This window comes from Clostridium sp. 001 (assembly GCF_019056555.1).
Lineage (GTDB): Bacteria > Bacillota > Clostridia > Clostridiales > Clostridiaceae > Clostridium_B > Clostridium_B ragsdalei.
This window is the reverse complement of record NZ_CP020473.1, coordinates 189325-209707: the sequence shown is the minus strand read 5'-3', so window position 1 is coordinate 209707 and position 20383 is coordinate 189325. Positions and strand designations below refer to the sequence as shown.

Genomic DNA, 20383 nt, shown 5'->3' with positions numbered 1-20383 from the left:
ATAATTTTTATAATTATAGGAATGGCCGCTGCTGCATTACTAGGAACAATTATTTCATTATCTATAATAAGGCCTATTAAAGAACTCATGGTATCTGCAAATAAAATTGCAAGTGGGGATTTAAATGTACATATAAATACTAGTGGAAAAGATGAAGTGGGAATACTTTCAAAGTCATTTAAAAAGATGTCAGATAGTTTAAATGAAGTTATAACCAATATTGAAGCTGCAGCAAACCAGGTAGCTGCTGGGGCTAAACAAGTATCAGATTCAGGTATAGCTCTTTCAGAAGGTTCTACGGAACAAGCAAGTTCTGTGGAGGAACTGACAGCTTCTGTGGAAGAGATTTCTTCACAAATAAAACTCAATGCAGATAATGCAGGCAAGGCAAATAAGCTTACTGAACACGTGAAAGTTAATGCAGTTAAGGGAAATTCACATATGAAGGAAATGCTTAAAAGTATGGATGATATAAATGCAGCTTCAGGCAATATATCTAAAGTTATAAAGGCTATAGATGATATTGCTTTTCAAACAAACATTTTAGCTTTAAATGCTGCGGTTGAGGCTGCAAGGGCAGGTAAATATGGTAAAGGATTTGCAGTAGTTGCTGAAGAAGTAAGAAATTTAGCTGCAAAATCACGGGATGCTGCAAAAGAAACTACTGCATTAATAGAAGATTCCATTAAAAAAGTGGATACAGGTACTAAAATTGCAAATGAAACGGCTGAAGCTCTTGGTGAAATTGTAGAAGGAGTTACAAAAGTAGCAGATTTTGTGGAAAGCATAGCAGAAGCTTCTAATGAACAGGCGACTGGTGCAGAACAGATTAATAGCGGAATAATGGAGGTATCCCAGGTGATTCAAGAAAATTCTGCTACAGCTGAAGAAAGTGCATCAGCAAGTGAAGAACTTTCAAGTCAGGCAGATATTATGCTAGAACAGGTTAAAAAATTTAAAATAAGAAGAGCAAATTCTAGTTATGATAAAATGGAAAATATAAATCCAGAAGTGCTTAACATGTTAAAAGATATGAAGTCAAAAAAGAAATATCATGGAAAAATTGATTTAGGTGACGAAGAATATTAAATAGTTCCAATAGGCAGTTAGCTGCATGCCTATTGGTCATTTTAAATCATTCTATTTACAGAAAGGAAAAGACAAAATGGAGGCAAAAAAAATAAGGGTTCTAATTGTCGATGACAGTTTAGTGTTTAGAGAAGTTATATCCATGGGCATTTCTTCTGAACCATATATAGAAGTAGTAGCTAAAGCAGTTGATCCTTTTGATGCCAGGGATAAAATACTTGAATTTCATCCTGATGTGATGATATGTGATGTGCAGATGCCAAAGATGAATGGCATTGAGTTTATAAAAAGATTGCTTCCACAGTATCCACTTCCTATAATAGTTGTAAGTTCTATAAATAAATCATTAGTAGATGCAATGGAAGCAGGTGCTGTAGATTTTGTTTCAAAGCCAGATGTACAATCTACAAATAGTGTAAAAGATTTTATAGGCACTTTGATAGAAAAGATCAATACGTGCTATGGTGTAAATGTAGTATCTGGCAAAAAAAAGAAATCAGTTTCATTTAATATAAGTCAGCAAATTAACACAAATAAGATAATTGCAATAGGATCATCTACAGGAGGTACTGAAGCTGTATACAATATACTTAAAACATTTCCTGAAAACATGCCTGGTATTTTAATTGTACAGCATATACCACCTGTCTTTTCAAGAATGTTTGCAGAAAGACTTAATAGTCAAACAAAATTACAAGTAAGAGAGGCACAAGGTGGGGAGTATGTTGAAACGGGAAAGGTATTAATTGCCCCTGGTGATAAACATATGACCATTAAAAGGATTGGAAATAAGTATAAGATTCAACTATTTCGTGGTGAAAAAGTCAATGGACATTGCCCTTCTGTTGATGTACTTTTTGAATCGGTAGCAAAGGAAGCCTCTAAAAATGCAATTGGTATTATACTTACTGGTATGGGCTATGATGGGGCTAAGGGACTTCGTTATATGAGGAGAAAAGGAGCTCAAACTATTGGACAAGATGAGAAATCATCTGTAGTATATGGTATGCCAAAAGTTGCCTACGAAATAGGAGCTGTAGAAAAACAAGTATCTCTTGATAATATACCTGAGGTGCTGTTTGGTATGCTGCGCTAACTATGAGTTCTATGCTTTTTTGCCCATATTTTAAATACTAGTGCGTTTATAATATCATATATACCATAAATGAATGGAAAAACACGATTTATAGTGTAATAACTAAGGGCATATAAAGGTGAAGGGTAAACGGAATGAAAGTTAAACTTTATACCTATGAGCATACAGAAGGCTACCCATTTAGGTGGATGAATAGGGAATGGAATGGGTGCTTTTTCACCTGCATTCTTAAAAAAATTTGATGCAGTTGCTACTGGATAAACAAGAGTGAGTTTCCCTCTGTCATTTTTTTCAAAACGGTATGTGTGAGCAAAGTGGTCTATAGCTGCTTTTGTTGAACAATAAAGGGCATAACCGGGAAGGGGCACATGGCTTACTGCAGAACAGGTTATTACTACAGTATAATGCCTTCCCTTATTTAGCTCTTTCATTTTTTCAAAGGAGTATATTGGTGAAATTACGTTTGTTTTAAAAATATTTTCTATATGATCCCAATCAGCTTTGTTTAGTTCTTCACAATAGGCAAAACCTGCATTTGCAATGAATAGATCTATTCCTCCCATCTTTTTTATAGCAAAGTCAAATAATTTATCTATATTTTCTTTCTGAGATACATCACATTTGTAGGGAGTTATTTTATTATTTATATCAGATATATTTTCTATATTTCGTCCCACTGCAATAATTGTAGTATCATATTTTTCTAGCATTTTTAGTAGTTCTCCTCCAATCCCAGAAGAAGCACCTGTAATTATAATTCGTTTTCCATTTAAGTTCATAGTATCCTCCTTTAACTAATTCAACTTTCGAACATATAAAATTTGGACTTAATATAAAAAATTACGAAGCAAAGCTTTTGAAAATAATAAAGTTCAAATAGCAAAGAACAAATAAAGATGATTTCCATCGTATCTCAGGAAATCCATAATTTTAATATTTTCTGACGTTAGGAAGAAAATTATCCTTATTTAATATTTGAACTTTGGACTTTATTCTTTAAGAAAATTACATCGTAATTTTTTTAAACTGCAAAAGTTGATTTACTAATATTATACTATTTTCAAAAGGTATTAGGACAAAAACATAAACAGAGTTCTTGGTATCAGATGGAGTTTTGACTCCACCTGATGCTTATTAACAGGATTCTTAGTGCTTCAGCACTTAGAAGGCGTTATCCTTTAGGGAAAATCGTTATCCAGGGACGTAGCTGCTCTTTACGCCCACTTGGAGAAGTGGGCGTATTAGAGCAGGTAGTCATCGGATAAAAAATAGGTATACAATAAATGGTATAAAAATAATGCAAATTTTAATACAATTATATTTTTTATAATAAAAAGCAAAAAATAAAGGAATATGTATATAGATGTAGATGTTATAAACGAATATAAGTAATATAAATAATATTTTTAATTTTAATGCCAGTAAATTTAAGTCAACGATTACCAAATTAATACTTTTTATCAATAGTTTACCTTACAAAATCTTTTATAAAAACAGTCAATGCGTTAATATAAGGAGGACAAATTTATGCCTAAAATACTTATTGTTGATGATGCATCTTTTATGAGAATATCTCTAAAGGCTATGCTTGCTAGAAATGGATTTGAGGTTGTTGGAGAAGCTGAAAATGGAGCTTCAGCAATTTTTAAATATAAGCAATATAATCCTGATATTGTAACAATGGATATTACAATGCCTGATATGGATGGAATTGAGGCACTTAAAAAAATCAGAGAACATGATAATAAAGCTAAGGTTGTTATGATAACTTCAATGGGACAAGAAGCTATGGTTAAAAGGGCAATAGTCAGTGGTGCTAGGTCATTTATTGTTAAACCTTTTAAGGAGGATCAATTGGTTAAAGCACTTAATAAAGTATTATCAGTCTAAATATTAAAACTGGTGGTGGTAAATTGTGTCAGATAAAAGTTCAGATGATGTCATACTTGAATCCTATATATTTGAAACATCCCAGCTTATTGATCAACTTGAAACGTTGATATTAGAAAATGAAAGTGGAAATTGCTATTCGGAAGAAATTATCAATGAGATATTTCGCATTATGCATACAATTAAAGGATCTTCTGCTATGATGTCCTATGAATATATTTCAAAGTCGGCTCATTCTATAGAAGATTTGTTTTATTTTCTCAGAGAAGAGAAACCTAAAGATGTAGATTACGAAAGTTTATCAGACTTGATTTTAAAATGTGTGGATTTTATAAAGGTAGAACTTGAAAAAATAAAAAAAGGGGATAAAGTGGACGGAAACTGTGATTCTATAATAGAGTACAATAAAAATTTTCTTATAGAGTTACAAGATCAAAGCCCTAAAGAGAATATTAGTAGAGAGAATATAAATGAAGAAGTCAAATTGACTAATAGATATGAGACACTTATATTTTTTGAAGATGACTGTGAAATGGAAAACTTAAGAGCATATACTGTAGTAGAAACTTTGAAAGAATTTGCAGAGAAAGTTAATTATATACCTAAGGATATAATGGAAAATGATGATACCTGTAAAACAATACATGAGAGCGGTTTTAAAGTATTTATAAAATCCAGTAAGTCTTATGATGAAGTTTCTGAAATTTTAAACCAGACAGTTTCTTTGAAAACCTTTAAACTTGAAAAACTAGAAGATGCTGAACAGTTTCATCAATCTACTAAACCCAATCAGAGCACAAACGTATATGGTGAAAATACGAAGGATAAATCAATTATACAAGATTTTATAAATGTAAAAGTGGACAAGTTAGATAAATTGATGTATTTAGTAGAGGAAATGGTTATTGCTGAAGCTATGGTTACCCAAAATCCTGATTTGAGAGGAATGAAATTAAGTAATTTTGAAAAATCCTCAAGGCAGCTTCATAAAATTACAAGTGAGCTTCAGGATGTGATAATGTCTGTAAGGATGGTTCCTATATCCGTGATATTTCACAAAATGAATCGTATAGTACATGATATGAGTAAAAAGTTAAAAAAACAAGTTCACTTAAAATTAATTGGAGAGGATACTGAGGTAGATAAAAATATAATTGAACATATATCAGATCCTCTTATGCATTTAGTACGTAATTCTATTGATCATGGAATAGAATCAATAGAAGATAGAAAAAGCTTTGGGAAAAGTGAAAACGGAACTGTTATCTTAGAAGCAAAAAATGAAGGAAATGATGTTGTTGTAATTGTGAAAGACGATGGTAGGGGATTAGATAAGAAAAGCATATTAGAAAAAGCCATTTCAAATGGGATACTTAAGAAAAGTCAAGAAGAAATGAGTGACAAAGAAATCTATAATTTAATCTTTATTCCTGGCTTTTCTACCAATGAAAATGTTACAGAATTTAGCGGAAGAGGGGTTGGTATGGATGTAGTAGTTAAAAATATTCAAAATGTAGGTGGATCAGTTTCAATAGATAGTTTGGAGAATTGCGGGTCTACCATAACTATGAAAATACCTCGAACCCTTGCAATTATAGATGGTATGAATATAAAGGTAGGGAATTCATACTATACTATTCCTATTACATCTATAAAAGAACTTTTTAGTGTGGAAAAAAATAATTTAATTTCTAATATGGATAGCGGCGAAATGATAATGGTGAGGGGTAAGTGTTATCCTCTTATCCGTATACACAAATTATATAATATAAAAACTAGTGTTAAAAATTTAGAAGATGGAATAATTGTCGTGGTGGAAAAAGACAATAGTGGATTATGCATATTTGCAGATGAATTAGCTGGACAACAGCAGGTTGTGGTAAAGTGCTTACCTACCTATATAAAAAAAACAAAAAATATAGATGGACTTTCAGGATGTACTCTTCTTGGAGATGGAAGTATTAGTTTAATACTTGATATAGGTGAACTTGTAAATATGCTTGGAAAATAAAAACTTGCAGTGAAAGGAGAATATAAATATGTCAGAAATTGTAGTAGATGATAGCTTAATTGAAGAAGAAGATACGCAAAAGAATAAATATCTTACTTTTACTCTTGAAGAAGAATTTTATGGTATAGAAATTAAATATGTCATTGAAATAATAGGAGTTCAGCCTATAAGTGAAATACCTGAACTTCCTGAATACATAAAGGGAATTATAAACCTAAGAGGTAAAATAATACCTGTAATGGATATTAGGTTAAGATTTAAAAAGAAACCAATAGAGTATAATGACAGAACATGTATTATTGTAATTCAGATTGAAGAGATTTATGTAGGACTTATTGTAGATGGTGTATCTGAGGTAATAGATATACCTGATTGTGAAATTGTAGACCCTCCTGAAATCAGCAAAATCAAAAATAAGTTTATAAAGGGTATAGGAAAAGTTCAAAATAATGTAAAACTACTTTTGGATTGTGACGAACTGTTAAACCACGAAGATGTAGATAGTTTAAGTAATATTTAATGCAAAAGGAGTGGATGGATGTGAAATTATTTAATAATTTAAAAATAGGTATAAGGCTATTTGTAGGATTTTTTTTAATTGTACTTATAGCGTGTATAATTGGAATATTTGGATTAATCAATATGAATAAAATCAATAATTTAGACACTCAATTATATGAAAATATGACAGTTCCGCTGGGAAAATTGACTGAAGTTACTTTATCTTCTGGGGATATAAGAGCAAATTTAAGGGATGTTGTTTTAGCAGATAACCAATCGGATATAAATCAAATTGTAAATAAGATAAATTCTTTTAGCACTGATTTTGATAGACAATTAGATGAATTTTCAAAGTCAACTTTGACTGATTCCGGGAAAGAGGCAGTTGATAATCTTAAATCCTCTAAAGCAAAGTATATGGAAATATCCAATGACGTTATTGATATGGCAAAAAAAGGCGATAACAAAAGTGCAATAAGTTTAATTCATACTAAGCTTACTGCAGTACAGAACGATGTTCGAACTAGTTTAAAAAAGATTATAAATTTAGAGGAGACTAATGGAAGAAACTTATCGGTAAGCAATAATAAAACAGCAAGTGCAAGTGGAAAACTTATTTTAATTTTTATAATTATAGGAGTGATTGCTGCTGCATTACTAGGAACAATTATTTCACTATCTATAATAAGACCAATTAGGGAGCTTATGATTTCTACAGATAAAGTTGCAGATGGAGATCTAAATGTAAATATAGATACTAGTAGAAAAGATGAAATAGGAATACTTGCCAGGTCATTTAAAAAGATGAATGATAATTTAAATGAAGTTGTAACAAATATTCAAGCTGCGGCAAACCAGGTGGCTGTCAGTGCAAAACAGGTATCAGATTCGGGTATAGCTCTTTCTCAAGGATCTACGGAACAAGCAAGTTCTGTAGAGGAATTGACGGCTTCTGTAGAAGAGATTTCTTCACAAATAAGGCTTAATGCGGGTAATGCAGGTAAGGCAAATGAATTGACTGAACAGGTGAAAGATAATGCAGTTAAGGGAAATTCACATATGGATGAAATGCTTAAAAGTATGGATGATATAAATTCAGCTTCAGGTAATATATCTAAGGTTATAAAGGCTATAGATGATATTGCTTTTCAGACAAATATTCTGGCTCTAAACGCTGCTGTTGAAGCTGCGAGGGCAGGCAGGTATGGTAAAGGTTTTGCAGTAGTTGCTGAAGAAGTAAGAAATTTAGCTGCAAAGTCACGGGATGCTGCAAAAGAAACTACTGCATTAATAGAAGATTCCATTAAAAAGGTGGACACAGGTACTAAAATTGCAAATAAAACGGCCGAAGCTCTTGGTGAAATTGTAGAAGGAGTTGCAAAAGTAGCAGATTTTGTAGAAAGCATAGCAGTAGCTTCTAATGAACAGGCGACCGGTGCAGAGCAGATTAACAGCGGAATAATGGAGGTATCCCAGGTGATTCAAGAAAATTGTGCTACATCTGAAGAAAGTGCAGCAGCAAGTGAAGAACTTTCAAGTCAGGCGGATATTATGCTGGAACAAGTTAAGAAATTTAAAATAAGAAGAGAAAATTCTAGTTATGATAAAGTGGGAAATATAAATTCAGAAGTACTTAATATGTTAAAAGATATGGAAGCAAAAAAGAAATATCATGGAATTGATTTAGGAGAGTAAGAATAAAAAACATAAAAAATTGTAAAATTACCATTGACAATAGAAAAAAATAGGTATATATTGAAAGCATAATAAAACTTAATAAAGTTAAACTTTCGGGGCAGGGTGAAATTCCCGATCGGCGGTATAGTCCGCGAGCTTTTATAGCATGAACTGGTTTGATTCCAGTACCGACAGTAAAGTCTGGATAAAAGAAAGTAAAGATATAGTTTAAGCTATGTTTTTATGTGTTTTGTAATTTTATTCCCTGAAGGTTGCTTCAGGGAATTTTTATATGCAAAATTTCAATAAAAGTGGGGGTTCTATAAATAGGCAATGTTATATTTTTATAAAAAAGTAAATAAATATATAATTTAAATTATGGAAGTGAATCTTATGGAAAAAGAAAATACAGATGAAAAGTATATGAAAGAAGCTTTAAAACTAGCTTTATTGGGAAAAGGATTTGTTAATCCAAACCCCCTTGTGGGAGCTGTGATAGTTAAAAATGGAAAGATAATAGGAAAAGGTTATCATAGGTTTTTTGGAGGGCCTCATGCAGAAGTATATGCACTTAGAGAAGCAGGAGATAATGCAAAAGGTGCAGATTTGTATGTAACTTTAGAACCTTGTTCACATTATGGAAAAACTCCGCCTTGTGCAAAAGCTATAGTAGAAGCTGGAATAAAAAGGGTAGTAATAGGAAGTGTAGATCCAAATCCTCTTGTATCAGGAAGAGGTGTAAAAATTTTAAGAGATAAAAATATAGAAGTAGTTACCGGGGTTATGGAAAGAGAAGCTGTAAAAATAAATGAGATATTTATGAATTATATAAAGTCAAAGTTACCTTTTGTAATTTTAAAAGCGGGAGTCACTTTAGATGGGAAAATAGCTACAGTTAGTGGTGAATCCAAATGGATAACAGGTGAAAAATCAAGGTTAAAAGTTCACCAGATGCGAAATAGAGTTATGGCAATTATGGTTGGAGTAGGTACTATGATTTTAGATGACCCTCTTTTAACTACAAGGCTTGAAGAAAAGTGCAAAAGTCCTAAGGCTGTAATTGTAGACTCAAAGCTGAGAGTACCTGTTGAATCTCAAATTTTTAAAACCTCTCATGAAAGGGAAATAATAATAGCATGTACAGAAAAGTTTGATAAGGACAAGGCAGAGTCTTTAAAATCTATGGGAGTAAATATAGTTGTCTGTCCAGAAAATAAAGAAGGAAGGGTGGATTTAAAATATTTAACTAAAGAACTTGGAGAAATGGGTATAGATAGTGTACTTATTGAGGGAGGCGCAGAACTTAATTTTTCTGCACTTAAGTCTGGAATTGTAAATAAAGTTATTTATTTTATTGCACCTAAAATACTTGGAGGTAAGAATGCTAAAACTTCAGTTGAAGGATATGGAATTGAAAACCTCTCAGACAGTATAAAATTAAGAGATATATGCGCAGAAAATGTGGGAGAGGATATTATGATACAAGCCTATGTAATGAATGCTGAAAATTAGAAAGAAGGGATAAACTTGTTTACTGGTCTGGTAGAAGAAATAGGAGAAATATTAAAAGTATCAAAGAGAAGAAATTCTTCAAAAGTGTCCATAAAAGTAGGAAATTTACTAGATGGAGTTAAACTGGGAGACAGCATTGCTGTAAATGGAACTTGTGTTACTGTAGTTGATTTAAAAAAGGATTCTTTTACTGTAGATATTATGGCTGAAACCTTGAGAATGAGCAGTTTAAAAGATTTAAAAATAGGAAGCAAAGTTAACCTGGAAAGGGCTCTAAGGCTTGGAGATAGATTAGGTGGACATATAGTAAGTGGACATATAGATGGTACTGGAAAAATTATAGATGTGAGAGAAGAGGACATCTCAACCTGGATAGATATAGAGGCGTCTTCTGATTTACTTAGATATATAGTACGAAAAGGTTCTGTGACTATAGATGGTGTGAGCCTTACTGTAGCAGAATTAAATAAAAATTGTTTTAGTGTGTCCCTTATACCCCATACTAAGATGGAAACTATTTTAGATTATAAAAAAATAGGGGATTTAGTAAATATAGAGTGTGATTTAATAGGAAAATATGTAGAAAAAATGGTTTTGAATCCAAAAAAAGAGCCAGAAAAAAGCGGCAGTATAGATGCTTTAAAACTAAAGGAATATGGCTTTATGCAATAAGGCATTTTCTTTTAGATGCCTAAACATTTATTTTTGAAGGGAGATAAAAATCATGAATTTTAAATTTGATACTATAGAAGATGCAATAAAAGATCTTAAACAAGGGAAAATGATCATAATTGTAGATGATGAGGGAAGAGAAAATGAAGGTGATTTAGTTATACCTGCAGAAAAGGCAACTGGAGAAAATATTAATTTTATGATCAAATATGCAAAAGGCCTCTTGTGTGCACCAATTGAAGAAGAAATAGCAGTAAAGCTTGGATTAAATCCTATGGTTCAGCACAATACAGACAATCATGAAACAGCATTTACTGTAACTGTTGACTATAAAGATACTACAACGGGAATATCAGCTTTTGAAAGGGCACATACCATAAATATGATAGCTGCTTCAAATTCTAAAGATGACTTCAGAAGACCAGGACACATATTTCCGCTTATAGCTAAGGAAAATGGAGTGTTTGACAGAACTGGTCATACGGAAGCTTCAGTCGACTTAGCTAAGCTTGCAGGATTTAAAGGTGCAGCAGCAATATGTGAAATAATAAAAGATGATGGAACTATGGCAAGAAGAGATGACTTGATGGAGTTTACTAAAGAACATAATTTAAAAATTGTTACTATAGTGGATTTAATAGCCTATAGAAAGAAAACAGAGAAATTAGTTAAAAGAGTGGCTTCTGCTAATCTTCCAACTAGATTTGGAAAATTTAAAATTATAGGTTACAAAAATATATTAAACGGTGATGAGCATGTGTGTCTTGTAAAGGGAGATAACTTTGAAAAAGAACCTGTCCTTGTAAGAGTACATTCAGAGTGCCTTACGGGAGATGTATTCCATTCACTTAGATGCGATTGTGGACAGCAGCTTCAATCTGCGCTTAAACAGATAGAAAAAGAAGGCAAAGGTGTACTTTTATATATGAGTCAAGAAGGAAGAGGCATAGGAATTTTAAATAAGATAAAAGCTTATAAGCTTCAAGAAAATGGAATGGATACAGTAGAGGCAAATTTAGCATTGGGATTTCCAGCAGATATGCGTGATTATGGGATAGGAGCACAAATACTTGAAGATATAGGTATTAAAAAAATAAAACTTCTTACGAATAATCCAAAGAAAATTGAGGGACTTTCAGATTATGGATTGGAAATAGTAGAGAGAGTACCTATTGAAGTAGATTGTTCACAGGAAAGTAAGAGATATATGAGAACTAAACGAGAAAAGATGGGACATTTATTAAAATTATATAAATAAAAATAGAAAAGAGGATTATTTATGAAGATGTATGAAGGAAAATTAGTTGCAGAAGGTTTAAAATTTGGAATTGTAATTGCAAGATTTAATGAATTTATAGGCACGAAATTGTTAGAGGGTGCTTTAGATTGTTTAAAAAGACATGGAGCACAAGAAGAAGACATTGAGGTAGCCTGGGTTCCAGGAGCCTTTGAAATACCAATGGTTTCAAAGAAAATGGCTTTTTCTAAAAAGTATGATGCAGTTATTTGTCTGGGAGCAGTAATAAGAGGACAAACACCTCATTTTGATTATGTATCAAATGAAGTATCAAAGGGAGTAGCAAGCGTTTCCCTTGAAAGCGGCATGCCAGTAATATTTAGTGTTCTTACCACAGATAATATAGAGCAAGCTGTAGAAAGAGCAGGAACTAAAGGTGGAAATAAAGGATATGATGGAGCTATGTCAGCTATAGAAATGGCAAATTTGATGAAACAGTTTTAGATCAATTCACAATGAACGATGCACAATTCACAATTAAGGATGATTTTCTGTTGTCATAGAAAATCTACCGAAATTGTGCATTGTGAACTGTGAATTGATTATAGAATATGACAGCAGCTCCTGCTGCTTTTTTTTATTTCTTTTATATTTAAAATTAAAGTGGTAGATGAAGTTATCATTAAACTTATTGCGGTACTGTATATATTTATCCATGATATGCCTGCAAGTATGTATATTAATATGACTTCTAAAATGGCAGAAATCAAAGAGTTTTTTAATAGTATATTTTGTTTGCCAATGCCATTTAAAATACCAAAAGTAGAGAAGGAGACAAAGGTAACAGGAGCAGCTAGTGAAGCAAATTTTATATAATTTCCCAGGTCATTTCTATTATAAAATAATTGTCCTAAGTAATCTCCAGTGGAAAGGCAAATTACCATGGTACAGATACCTAAAAATAAAGATACTTTTATAATTTGATGAATCCTTTTTTCTATAGACCAGTAATTTTTACGGCTCATCTTTTCTGATAAATCTGGAATGAGAACCATGGATATGGAATTTATAATTGTAATTGGAAAAAATATTATATTTAGAGCCATGCCATCAAATTTGCCTATCATAGCTAGGGCTAAGTTGTACTCTATGCCAGATGATACAAGCCTTCTTGGAGTTATAAGTGTAGAGACAGCACCAAGTGCAGTAGACAAAAATCCATTTAAACAAAGGGGAAAAGATAGTACCAGTATATTGAATAAAAGCTGAAGTTTGTCCTCGGGATTTGAACAACTAGATCTAAATTTTCTCCTCCTAGTTTTATACATGATGTAAAGTAATATAAAACTTATAAATTCTCCTATAGTTAAAGTTATGTAAGCTGCTGTTACAGTGCTACTTACATCTTTCAAGGAAAATATAGTTATTATGCTAATTATTATGACAATGCGGAGAAATTTTTCTGATATATCTATAAGTGCAGGTATTTTAACTTCAGATATTCCATAAAAATATCCTTTTAGTATAGAGGATAATCCTATAAAAAACATTGCCGGGCACATAACCTGCAGGGCATGTACCGATCTAGAGTCATCTACTATTTTAGTACCTATGTAAGGAGCATTTATAAATACGGTACAGACTATAAGTAAAGCAAAGAGTGAATTAAAAGTTAGAGATGCATCTATGGAATTATTTAAATTATTAAAATCATCTTTGCTAAAATACACGGCAGCTATTTTGGAAATGGCTGCTACCATACCTCCCGATATAAGGCATATGAACAAATCATATATAGGCATTATTAGTCCATAGAGACCTATTCCTTCAGCCCCAAGTTCTCTAGATAATATTATGGGAAATATAAATGCAAATATAGAAGTAATTAAATTTGAACAAATTAAAATAAGTGAATTTTTTAAAAACCTGTCTCTTTTCATAAAAACTCCCGTAATTAAAATTAGAATTAATATTAATAATTATGATAAGAATTATTTAGTTATTCATATGGAGGGTTCTTTTTTAATATATATATTCTAGGATCTATAATTTTGAGGAGAGTAGTGTATATGAAAAAAATTATAAAAATTTTATTTACAACTACAGTTGTATTTGTGTTAACCTTTGTAATTGTAAATTATTTTTCTAAAACTCATTATAAAGTTGAAATTCAAATGAAGGACAATAATCTAAGTTATGATTTAAAGTATTCCAGATTAAAAGGTGCAGTTGACTTTACAAAAGATGAAAAACAAAATTATTACATAGCATATAGTAATAGAATACAGATTATAAAAGATAGCGGGAAAAGTTATGACATATTGAAGAATTCAAATTTGAATATTCACAGCATGGACTATTATAAGGGCAATCTATATTATTCTTCAGGAGATAGCATATATTGCTATAATATGAATGAAGGTAAAAATACAATTTTAATAAAGGGATTGCCTAATTATGGTGATTATAAGGACAGTTTAGTAAAAGTAAGCAATGCATGTTTATATATTTCCATAGGTTCTGCTACTAATTCAGGTGTAGTAGGAGATGATAATAAGTGGGTAAATGGCAATCTTTACGCCCATGATATGAGCCCAGAGAATATAACTCTTAGGGGAATAAATTTTGGAAAGAGTAAGACAGGTGCTTTTCAAAGCTATAATACTAAAAGCATAAAAGGTCAAATAGTTCCAGCACATTTCCCAGGAAATGCTTGTATTATAATATATAATTTGGAAAGCGGTACAAGTGATACTTTTGCTTGGGGAATAAGGAATGTTACAGGAATGGGTTTTACAGACAGCAGCAAATTAATATGTGCTGTAGGGGGGATGGAAAATAGAGGAAGCAGACCTGTTATTGGGGATACAGATTATATATATGAAGTAAAAAAGGGAAGGTGGTATGGATGGCCAGATTATAGTGGGGGAGATCCAGTTACTTCACCTAAGTTTAAAAGTGTGAAGAATTCTCCACTGCAATTTATACTGGACAATCACCCTACGACAAATCCACAAGCTCCTATATATCAGCATAAAACAGTAAGTAGTATTGGAACTCTTGCAGTGGATTCAAAAGGTGACTTAAACGATAGAAATTGTATATTTTTTTATGATAATATTGATAATATAGTATATAGCTTTCGAGGAACAGGCTTACCGGAGGAAAAAGTTAAATTTAGTGAAAGAACTAAAATTTCAAGTATAAAAATATATGATAAATCTTTATTATTACTTGACGGTAAAGAAGGTTATTTATATAGTATAAAAAGAGGTAAGATTAAGAAAGTTTCAGAAATAAATAAAAATATTTATCCATACATACTTATGACAACAGTACTTGGAATAATATTAATTTTAAAAGTTCAAGGACGTTGATTTAAGTGTATATTTAAATTAAAGAGGAGATTGTAGTTAGATGAAACAAGAAATTGAAAAAACCTATGGAAGTGCTGTAAGAAAAATATTTTTCGCAGTTAACCCACTTAAGAAAAAAATTATGAAAACTAATTGTACTGTTCACAAATTTATAATCATACGTGCTATTGAAATATTAAAAAATGATAATTATATGGAAGAGTATGAGTTTTTTAGAAAACATGTTAAAAGGTTAAATGCAGGAGTTACATGGGCAGATCAGGACTTTAAGAGTTCAAATCATTTTTACCATGTGAGTAAAGGAAAAGGGTTATATGGATTTTCGGATGCACTTACAGAATGTGAGAAATATTATGATAAATCAATACAATTTCTAAAGAATAAAGAAGTGGAAAGAGCTCTATTTTATTTTGGTGCATCCTGTCACCTTATTCAAGATGTAACAGTCCCTCATCACGTAAATAACAAACTTTTGAACAGCCATAGAAGATTTGAGCTGTGGATAATAGGAAGGCTTATGACAGATTATTCTTTTGTAGCTGAAGAAGGTGCTATAGTATATGACAAAGTGGAGGATTTTGTAAAAAACAATGCAATAATGGCCAATAGCATATATATGAAGAATATAAATATACAATCTAGAGATGAAAGATATTCTAAAGTAGCTGCAACAATTATAAAAGAAGCTGAGAGAACCACAGCAGGTTTTATGATTAAATACTATAGGGAGCTAAAAAAACTTTAATATTTTTCCATAAACTGGAGGATTTTTTCTACTTTTACAGAACATATATAATAAAGATTTAATTGTAATTATATATGTTGGTAAAGGATAGTGATTAAATTGAGTAAGGATATATTTATAAATATGGAAAAAGAAATATTCAAAGGAAATTTGTTGGATATAGGTATGGATAATCAAGGCATAATTTATAATATATATAAGGAATTTAATGATAATGTAAACGTGGAATATTTAAGTGGGAAAGAAGAAGGCAAAAATATAAAAAAAGATTATTATGATAATTGTATATTATTATTTTCCTTTAATAAATTATGGGTAAAATTTAAAAAGAAAAATTTTATAAAAGATATATACAACCATTTAGCAAAAAAAGGGACTATCCATATATGGGATATTGATAAAGGGTATGGAAAAATTTTTAATGCAGATATAAAGATATTAATACCTGAAGGAAAACTGAGGAAAATAAAAATAAGGGATTTTAACATTTTAAAAGATAATTCTAAGGAAAGTACCCTACGACTACTAGATAATTATTTTAAAATTTTAGAATGTAGAAATTCTGACGGACTTTATTATATAAAGGCTGAAAAAAAGAACTTGGTTTGTAAAAGCTAGGACAACTAAAAAAGGATGGGAGACTCATATTATGAAGGTACTATTAGCAGCACTTAATTCAAAATTTATTCACAGCAATTTAGCAGTGAGATATTTAAAGGCTTATACAAAAAAACTTAATTATAATTGTACTATAAAGGAATTTACTATAAATGATAGAAGGGAAAAAGTATTAGAGAAAATTATAGGGGAGAAACCAGATGTAGTGGCTTTCTCCTGTTACATATGGAATATAGAATACATAAAATCTTTAGCGGTACTCATTAAACTTATAAATCCTAAAGTGGAAATTTTGTATGGGGGACCTGAGGTGTCTTATGATAGTAATAGCTTTTTGAAAAACATACCAGGGGAGTATGTAATAGTAGGTGAAGGAGAAGAAACCTACTATGAATTTGTAAAACTCAGGGCAAAATATTTTGAGACTTCGGGAAAAGTTGATAATAAAGAGTTTTTCTTAGAATTGAGAGATATAAAGGGCCTTTGTTTCAAACAAAATGGAAATGTAATTTTAAATGAACAAAGGCAGCCAATGGATATGAACAAGATAGTATTTCCCTATACAAAAGAAGATAATTTAAAAAATAAAATTGTGTATTATGAAGCTAGCAGAGGATGTCCCTTTAAATGTAAATACTGTCTTTCTTCTACGGGTTTTGAAGTAAGGTTTTTAAATATAGAGAGAGTAAAAAAAGAACTTAAATTTTTAATGGACAAGGATATAAAGCTAATAAAATTTGTAGATAGAACTTTTAATTGTAATTATGAATTTGCTATGGAAATTTGGAAATTTGTAATAAATGCAGATACAGATGCTACATTTCACTTTGAGATTTCTGCGGATGTTTTAAAAGATGAAGAAATAAAACTTCTTAATACAGCTCCTAAAGGAAGAATTCAACTTGAAGTAGGAGTACAAACTACAAATGATACTGTGTTAAATAATATAAATAGATATGTTAAATTTAATTATATATATGACAGGGTGAAGAAAGTTCAAAAGTATCACAACATAAACCAGCATCTTGATTTAATAGCAGGACTTCCTGGAGAAGATTTTGAGTCCTTTAAAAAATCTTTTAATGATGTATATTCTATAAAACCAGAGGCTCTTCAACTTGGATTTTTAAAACTATTGAAGGGTTCATCTATGATAGAAGAAGTCTCCAAATGGGGAATGGTGTATTCACCCTATGCTCCTTATGAGATATTAAAGACAGATAGTATAAGTTATGATGAAATTGTTATATTGAAAAGAATAGAGGAAGTCTTTGATAAATACTATAATTCTGGCAAATTTAAAAATATACTAAATTATTTTGTACCTAAATTTGAAACAGCTTTTGATTTTTACTATGAACTTGGAAAGTTTTTTCATGATAGAGGATATTTAAATAAAAATATATCTTCCTCAGATTACTATAAAGTATTTATAGAATTTGAAAATGAGTGCTTAAATGAAAAAAATATTGGATTAGAAGAGATAATAAAGTATGACTACTTGAAATTTAATAAGAAAAAATGGCTTCCAGATTTTTTAATGAGAGAAAGAAATAAGAAAGAAGAAAAAACTATAAAAGCTAAAATTGAGAATGGATTTATAGAGGTATCAAAAAAATATCATATAGAAAAGTTTTTTATAAATATAGAAAGACTTTTAAATGATTCTGTATTGGAGAAAAAAGAAGGGTATGTAATATTTGATATTGAAAATGATAAAGAGATATATTTATTTCACGAATAAATATATTTAAAAAGGGGTCGGTATTGTGAATATAACTATTGAAGATAAAGCCCTAAGTTATGCAAAGGAAAAAGAAGGGGATTTTGTAGTAAGGAGTATTTCTGCACCAGGAGGATGTTTCTCTATGGATGTAAGAGAAATAACTGTAGAATTTATAAAAGATTTTAAAGTAAATGAAAAGATATTTAACAGTTATAGTTATAAAGAAATAAATGTATTTATAGAAAAAGGTCTGGAAATAAAAGATGATGAGGTACTTATATATCAAAAAGCCAAATTACCTTTTATAGGAGAAAGATTTGGAAGTAAAGGGGTTTCTGTAAAATACCTGTAAATATAGAATGCCATGGACGGATTAAATGTATTAAACATTTGCAAAAGTATACGCACCCAATATAAGTACCCTATAATAATGATTACTGCAAAGACAGCAGATCAAGATAAATAACAGGGCTTACTTATGGTGTGGATGATTATATAACTAAGCCTTTTAATCCTTTGGAAGTTATGGCAAGGGTTAATTTATATTGGCCGCGCCTTAAAGATATATTAATATTTATAGCTGTTTTTGACTTTTTTATTTTAGAAATTGCTGTTTATTTTGCATGAAAATATTCAAAGAATAAAGAGCGAAAAGGTGACATCAAAGGGGGTTAATTATTCAAGCAAAAACCAGCAAAAAACACAGCTATTGACTGTGTTTTTTGCTTTCTTCTAATACTTCTTCAATTTCTGATTCCATTTCAACTTCTTTAATAGTATATTGTGGTCCAGCACCATTTACTATATCTGAAGCTCCTAAATTTATCTCTTTTCCATTTTGCATGTTTCCATTTTTATTAATTTCTTGTTTTATATGAGTCATGTTTTATCACCTCATAGATTATTTTTACCGAATAAAAGTGTAATTATTCTTTTATCAAGTAACTACTACAATCATTTGAGCGTTGAAAAAATCGGTATTCTATTAAGGCTCTTCTAATAGCTGCATATTTTTCAAATTAATAGGAACTACAATAAATGTTTCCTATATAATTATTGTTTTATTTATCAATATACCATGGAGATTCTCTCAAATTATCTTAAATGCACTTCCAATGGCATCCTCACAGGTGATACAAGAGGTTTCTGGATTTCGTTTTGATATGTGGCTTTGGAGACCATACGCAGTTACGGTCAGTATGGTTGTTGTATTCATTGTTTTTGGTATGTTGCTCAGCTATGCAATTTGCAGAGATGAAATATAATTAAATGATTTTAGAAAATCTGATATGGATTTAAATAATAATGTTGAAAAATTATAGAACCGATAGTTTGATGTAAATTTATACTATCAAGTTATCGGTTTTTACACGTATCTCGGATTCCACCCTTTTGATGTATATGTCAAGTGAAATTTAGGTCATCTGCTCATTGAATTTTAGGTCACTAATTATAAGACGTTACACCTATGAATTTTCATAGGTGCTAAGTTTTAGCATTGGCTAAGAGACTCACGAAGTCTATAGGAGTCACCTGTCATGTCTATGATATGTGCTTTGTGTGTAAGCCTGTCTACCATAGCACTTGTTATAACTGGGTCACCAAATATTTCTTCCCACCGGTCAAAGGATAAATTGGTGGTTATTATTATTGATTTTCTTGATGCCCTTAAAGAAAGATTTGTAAAGAGCAGCTCAGCACCTTCTTTATCAAAAGAAATATACCCAAGTTCATCTGCTATCACTAAGTCATACTTTTCAAATCTACGTTCAAAATAAGTTAATATTTTCTGGCTGTTACATTCCTTAAGTTTAGTTATTAGCAATGGAATAGTGGTAAACAACACTTTGTATCCTTCCATACAAGCTTTTATACCTAGTCCTATACTTACATGCGTTTTACCTGTACCTGGATTACCTACTAAAATTACATTCTGACCTTTTTCTATAAATGCCAGAGTACTGAGTTCAGGAAGCTTTTTCTGCATACCTTCAGGCAGATATCTTATGTCAATATCATCAAGATATTTTCTATATGGAAACTTTGCATTACGTATCCGGCACTCAACTCCACGTTTATCTTTTTCATCAATCTCAAGCAGCAGTAGTTTGTGCAAAAATTCTTCATAATCTCTAGATTCCTCAATAACTTCCTCAAAGTGGTCATGTATTCCTCTGAGTTTGAGTATATTGCAGAATTCTTTAATCTCTTCATTGAATTTTATTTTCATTC

The 20383-nt window shown here is 30.9% G+C and carries 20 protein-coding genes, 1 pseudogene and 1 riboswitch; of the genes and pseudogenes, 16 read left to right on the top strand and 5 right to left on the bottom strand.

The window, feature by feature from the left end; translation table 11 throughout:
• Window positions 1-21: 21 nt before the first annotated feature.
• Both B5S50_RS21380 and B5S50_RS00995 read left to right on the top strand, forming a co-directional pair.
• Window positions 22-1089 (top strand): methyl-accepting chemotaxis protein, encoded by a 1068-nt coding sequence (locus B5S50_RS21380; protein WP_254306658.1) that lies wholly within the window; start codon window positions 22-24, stop codon window positions 1087-1089.
• A gap of 76 nt (window positions 1090-1165) precedes the next feature.
• On the top strand, window positions 1166-2185 hold the full coding sequence (locus B5S50_RS00995; RefSeq protein WP_065079308.1) for a chemotaxis response regulator protein-glutamate methylesterase: 1020 nt from the start codon (window positions 1166-1168) through the stop codon (window positions 2183-2185).
• Here the strand turns inward: B5S50_RS00995 and B5S50_RS00990 are convergent.
• Entirely contained in the window at window positions 2182-2964 is a 783-nt protein-coding gene (locus B5S50_RS00990; protein ID WP_217302860.1) for an SDR family oxidoreductase, read from the bottom strand. The two genes, B5S50_RS00995 and B5S50_RS00990, sit on opposite strands and share 4 nt — an antisense overlap.
• Before the next feature lie 748 nt (window positions 2965-3712).
• Between B5S50_RS00990 and B5S50_RS00985 the strand changes: the two genes are divergently transcribed.
• The 8 genes from B5S50_RS00985 (at window position 3713) to ribE (ending at window position 12189) form a co-directional block, all read left to right on the top strand.
• Entirely contained in the window at window positions 3713-4075 is a 363-nt protein-coding gene (locus B5S50_RS00985; protein WP_065079259.1) for a response regulator, read from the top strand.
• A 25-nt stretch (window positions 4076-4100) separates the two neighbouring features.
• Complete coding sequence (locus B5S50_RS00980; RefSeq protein ID WP_217302859.1) at window positions 4101-6086, top strand: chemotaxis protein CheA; 1986 nt, start codon at window positions 4101-4103, stop codon at window positions 6084-6086.
• A gap of 28 nt (window positions 6087-6114) precedes the next feature.
• The gene (locus tag B5S50_RS00975) at window positions 6115-6606 is read left to right on the top strand and encodes a chemotaxis protein CheW (protein WP_065079257.1); all 492 of its coding nucleotides are present in this window, start codon (window positions 6115-6117) and stop codon (window positions 6604-6606) included.
• Window positions 6607-6626: 20 nt separating this feature from the next.
• Window positions 6627-8282 (top strand): methyl-accepting chemotaxis protein, encoded by a 1656-nt coding sequence (locus tag B5S50_RS00970; RefSeq protein ID WP_217302858.1) that lies wholly within the window; start codon window positions 6627-6629, stop codon window positions 8280-8282.
• Window positions 8283-8369: 87 nt separating this feature from the next.
• A riboswitch (FMN riboswitch) is annotated at window positions 8370-8485 on the top strand.
• A gap of 172 nt (window positions 8486-8657) precedes the next feature.
• Window positions 8658-9776 carry a bifunctional diaminohydroxyphosphoribosylaminopyrimidine deaminase/5-amino-6-(5-phosphoribosylamino)uracil reductase RibD gene (gene ribD / locus B5S50_RS00965; protein ID WP_065079255.1) on the top strand — a complete coding sequence of 373 codons (1119 nt, stop codon included), beginning with the start codon at window positions 8658-8660 and terminating at the stop codon, window positions 9774-9776.
• Window positions 9777-9791: 15 nt separating this feature from the next.
• Window positions 9792-10448 (top strand): riboflavin synthase, encoded by a 657-nt coding sequence (locus B5S50_RS00960; RefSeq protein WP_065079254.1) that lies wholly within the window; start codon window positions 9792-9794, stop codon window positions 10446-10448.
• A gap of 52 nt (window positions 10449-10500) precedes the next feature.
• The gene (locus tag B5S50_RS00955; protein ID WP_065079253.1) at window positions 10501-11706 is read left to right on the top strand and encodes a bifunctional 3,4-dihydroxy-2-butanone-4-phosphate synthase/GTP cyclohydrolase II; all 1206 of its coding nucleotides are present in this window, start codon (window positions 10501-10503) and stop codon (window positions 11704-11706) included.
• A gap of 21 nt (window positions 11707-11727) precedes the next feature.
• A complete protein-coding gene (gene ribE / locus B5S50_RS00950; protein WP_013238856.1) occupies window positions 11728-12189 on the top strand; it encodes a 6,7-dimethyl-8-ribityllumazine synthase in 462 nt (153 codons plus the stop codon).
• A gap of 98 nt (window positions 12190-12287) precedes the next feature.
• Here the strand turns inward: ribE and spoVB are convergent, their stop codons facing one another.
• Window positions 12288-13625: a stage V sporulation protein B gene (gene spoVB, locus B5S50_RS00945; protein WP_065079252.1), complete on the bottom strand. Its 1338-nt coding sequence runs from the start codon at window positions 13623-13625 to the stop codon at window positions 12288-12290.
• A 129-nt stretch (window positions 13626-13754) separates the two neighbouring features.
• Between spoVB and B5S50_RS00940 the strand changes: the two genes are divergently transcribed.
• The 6 genes and pseudogenes from B5S50_RS00940 to B5S50_RS00915 form a co-directional block, all read left to right on the top strand.
• Complete coding sequence (locus tag B5S50_RS00940) at window positions 13755-15062, top strand: hypothetical protein (RefSeq protein WP_217302857.1); 1308 nt, start codon at window positions 13755-13757, stop codon at window positions 15060-15062.
• 40 nt (window positions 15063-15102) lie between these two features.
• The gene (locus tag B5S50_RS00935; RefSeq protein ID WP_217302856.1) at window positions 15103-15807 is read left to right on the top strand and encodes a zinc dependent phospholipase C family protein; all 705 of its coding nucleotides are present in this window, start codon (window positions 15103-15105) and stop codon (window positions 15805-15807) included.
• Between the two features lie 93 nt (window positions 15808-15900).
• Window positions 15901-16425, top strand: coding sequence for a class I SAM-dependent methyltransferase (locus B5S50_RS00930; protein WP_217303746.1), 525 nt, complete (start codon window positions 15901-15903; stop codon window positions 16423-16425).
• Between the two features lie 31 nt (window positions 16426-16456).
• Window positions 16457-18169, top strand: a complete 1713-nt coding sequence (locus B5S50_RS00925; protein ID WP_217302855.1) for a B12-binding domain-containing radical SAM protein — start codon at window positions 16457-16459, stop codon at window positions 18167-18169.
• A 25-nt stretch (window positions 18170-18194) separates the two neighbouring features.
• Entirely contained in the window at window positions 18195-18503 is a 309-nt protein-coding gene (locus B5S50_RS00920; protein WP_063599835.1) for a hypothetical protein, read from the top strand.
• A gap of 36 nt (window positions 18504-18539) precedes the next feature.
• Window positions 18540-18688, top strand: a pseudogene (locus B5S50_RS00915) (response regulator transcription factor); the annotation flags it as partial.
• Window positions 18689-18857: 169 nt separating this feature from the next.
• On the opposite strand, the gene B5S50_RS00910 reads toward B5S50_RS00915, so the two are convergent.
• From B5S50_RS00910 to istB, 3 genes are all read right to left on the bottom strand, one after another.
• Window positions 18858-19034 carry a hypothetical protein gene (locus B5S50_RS00910; RefSeq protein ID WP_217302854.1) on the bottom strand — a complete coding sequence of 59 codons (177 nt, stop codon included), beginning with the start codon at window positions 19032-19034 and terminating at the stop codon, window positions 18858-18860.
• Between the two features lie 43 nt (window positions 19035-19077).
• Window positions 19078-19137, bottom strand: coding sequence for a hypothetical protein (locus B5S50_RS00905; RefSeq protein ID WP_254306744.1), 60 nt, complete (start codon window positions 19135-19137; stop codon window positions 19078-19080).
• A 506-nt stretch (window positions 19138-19643) separates the two neighbouring features.
• Window positions 19644-20381, bottom strand: coding sequence for an IS21-like element helper ATPase IstB (gene istB, locus B5S50_RS00900; protein ID WP_217302853.1), 738 nt, complete (start codon window positions 20379-20381; stop codon window positions 19644-19646).
• Window positions 20382-20383: the final 2 nt, after the last annotated feature.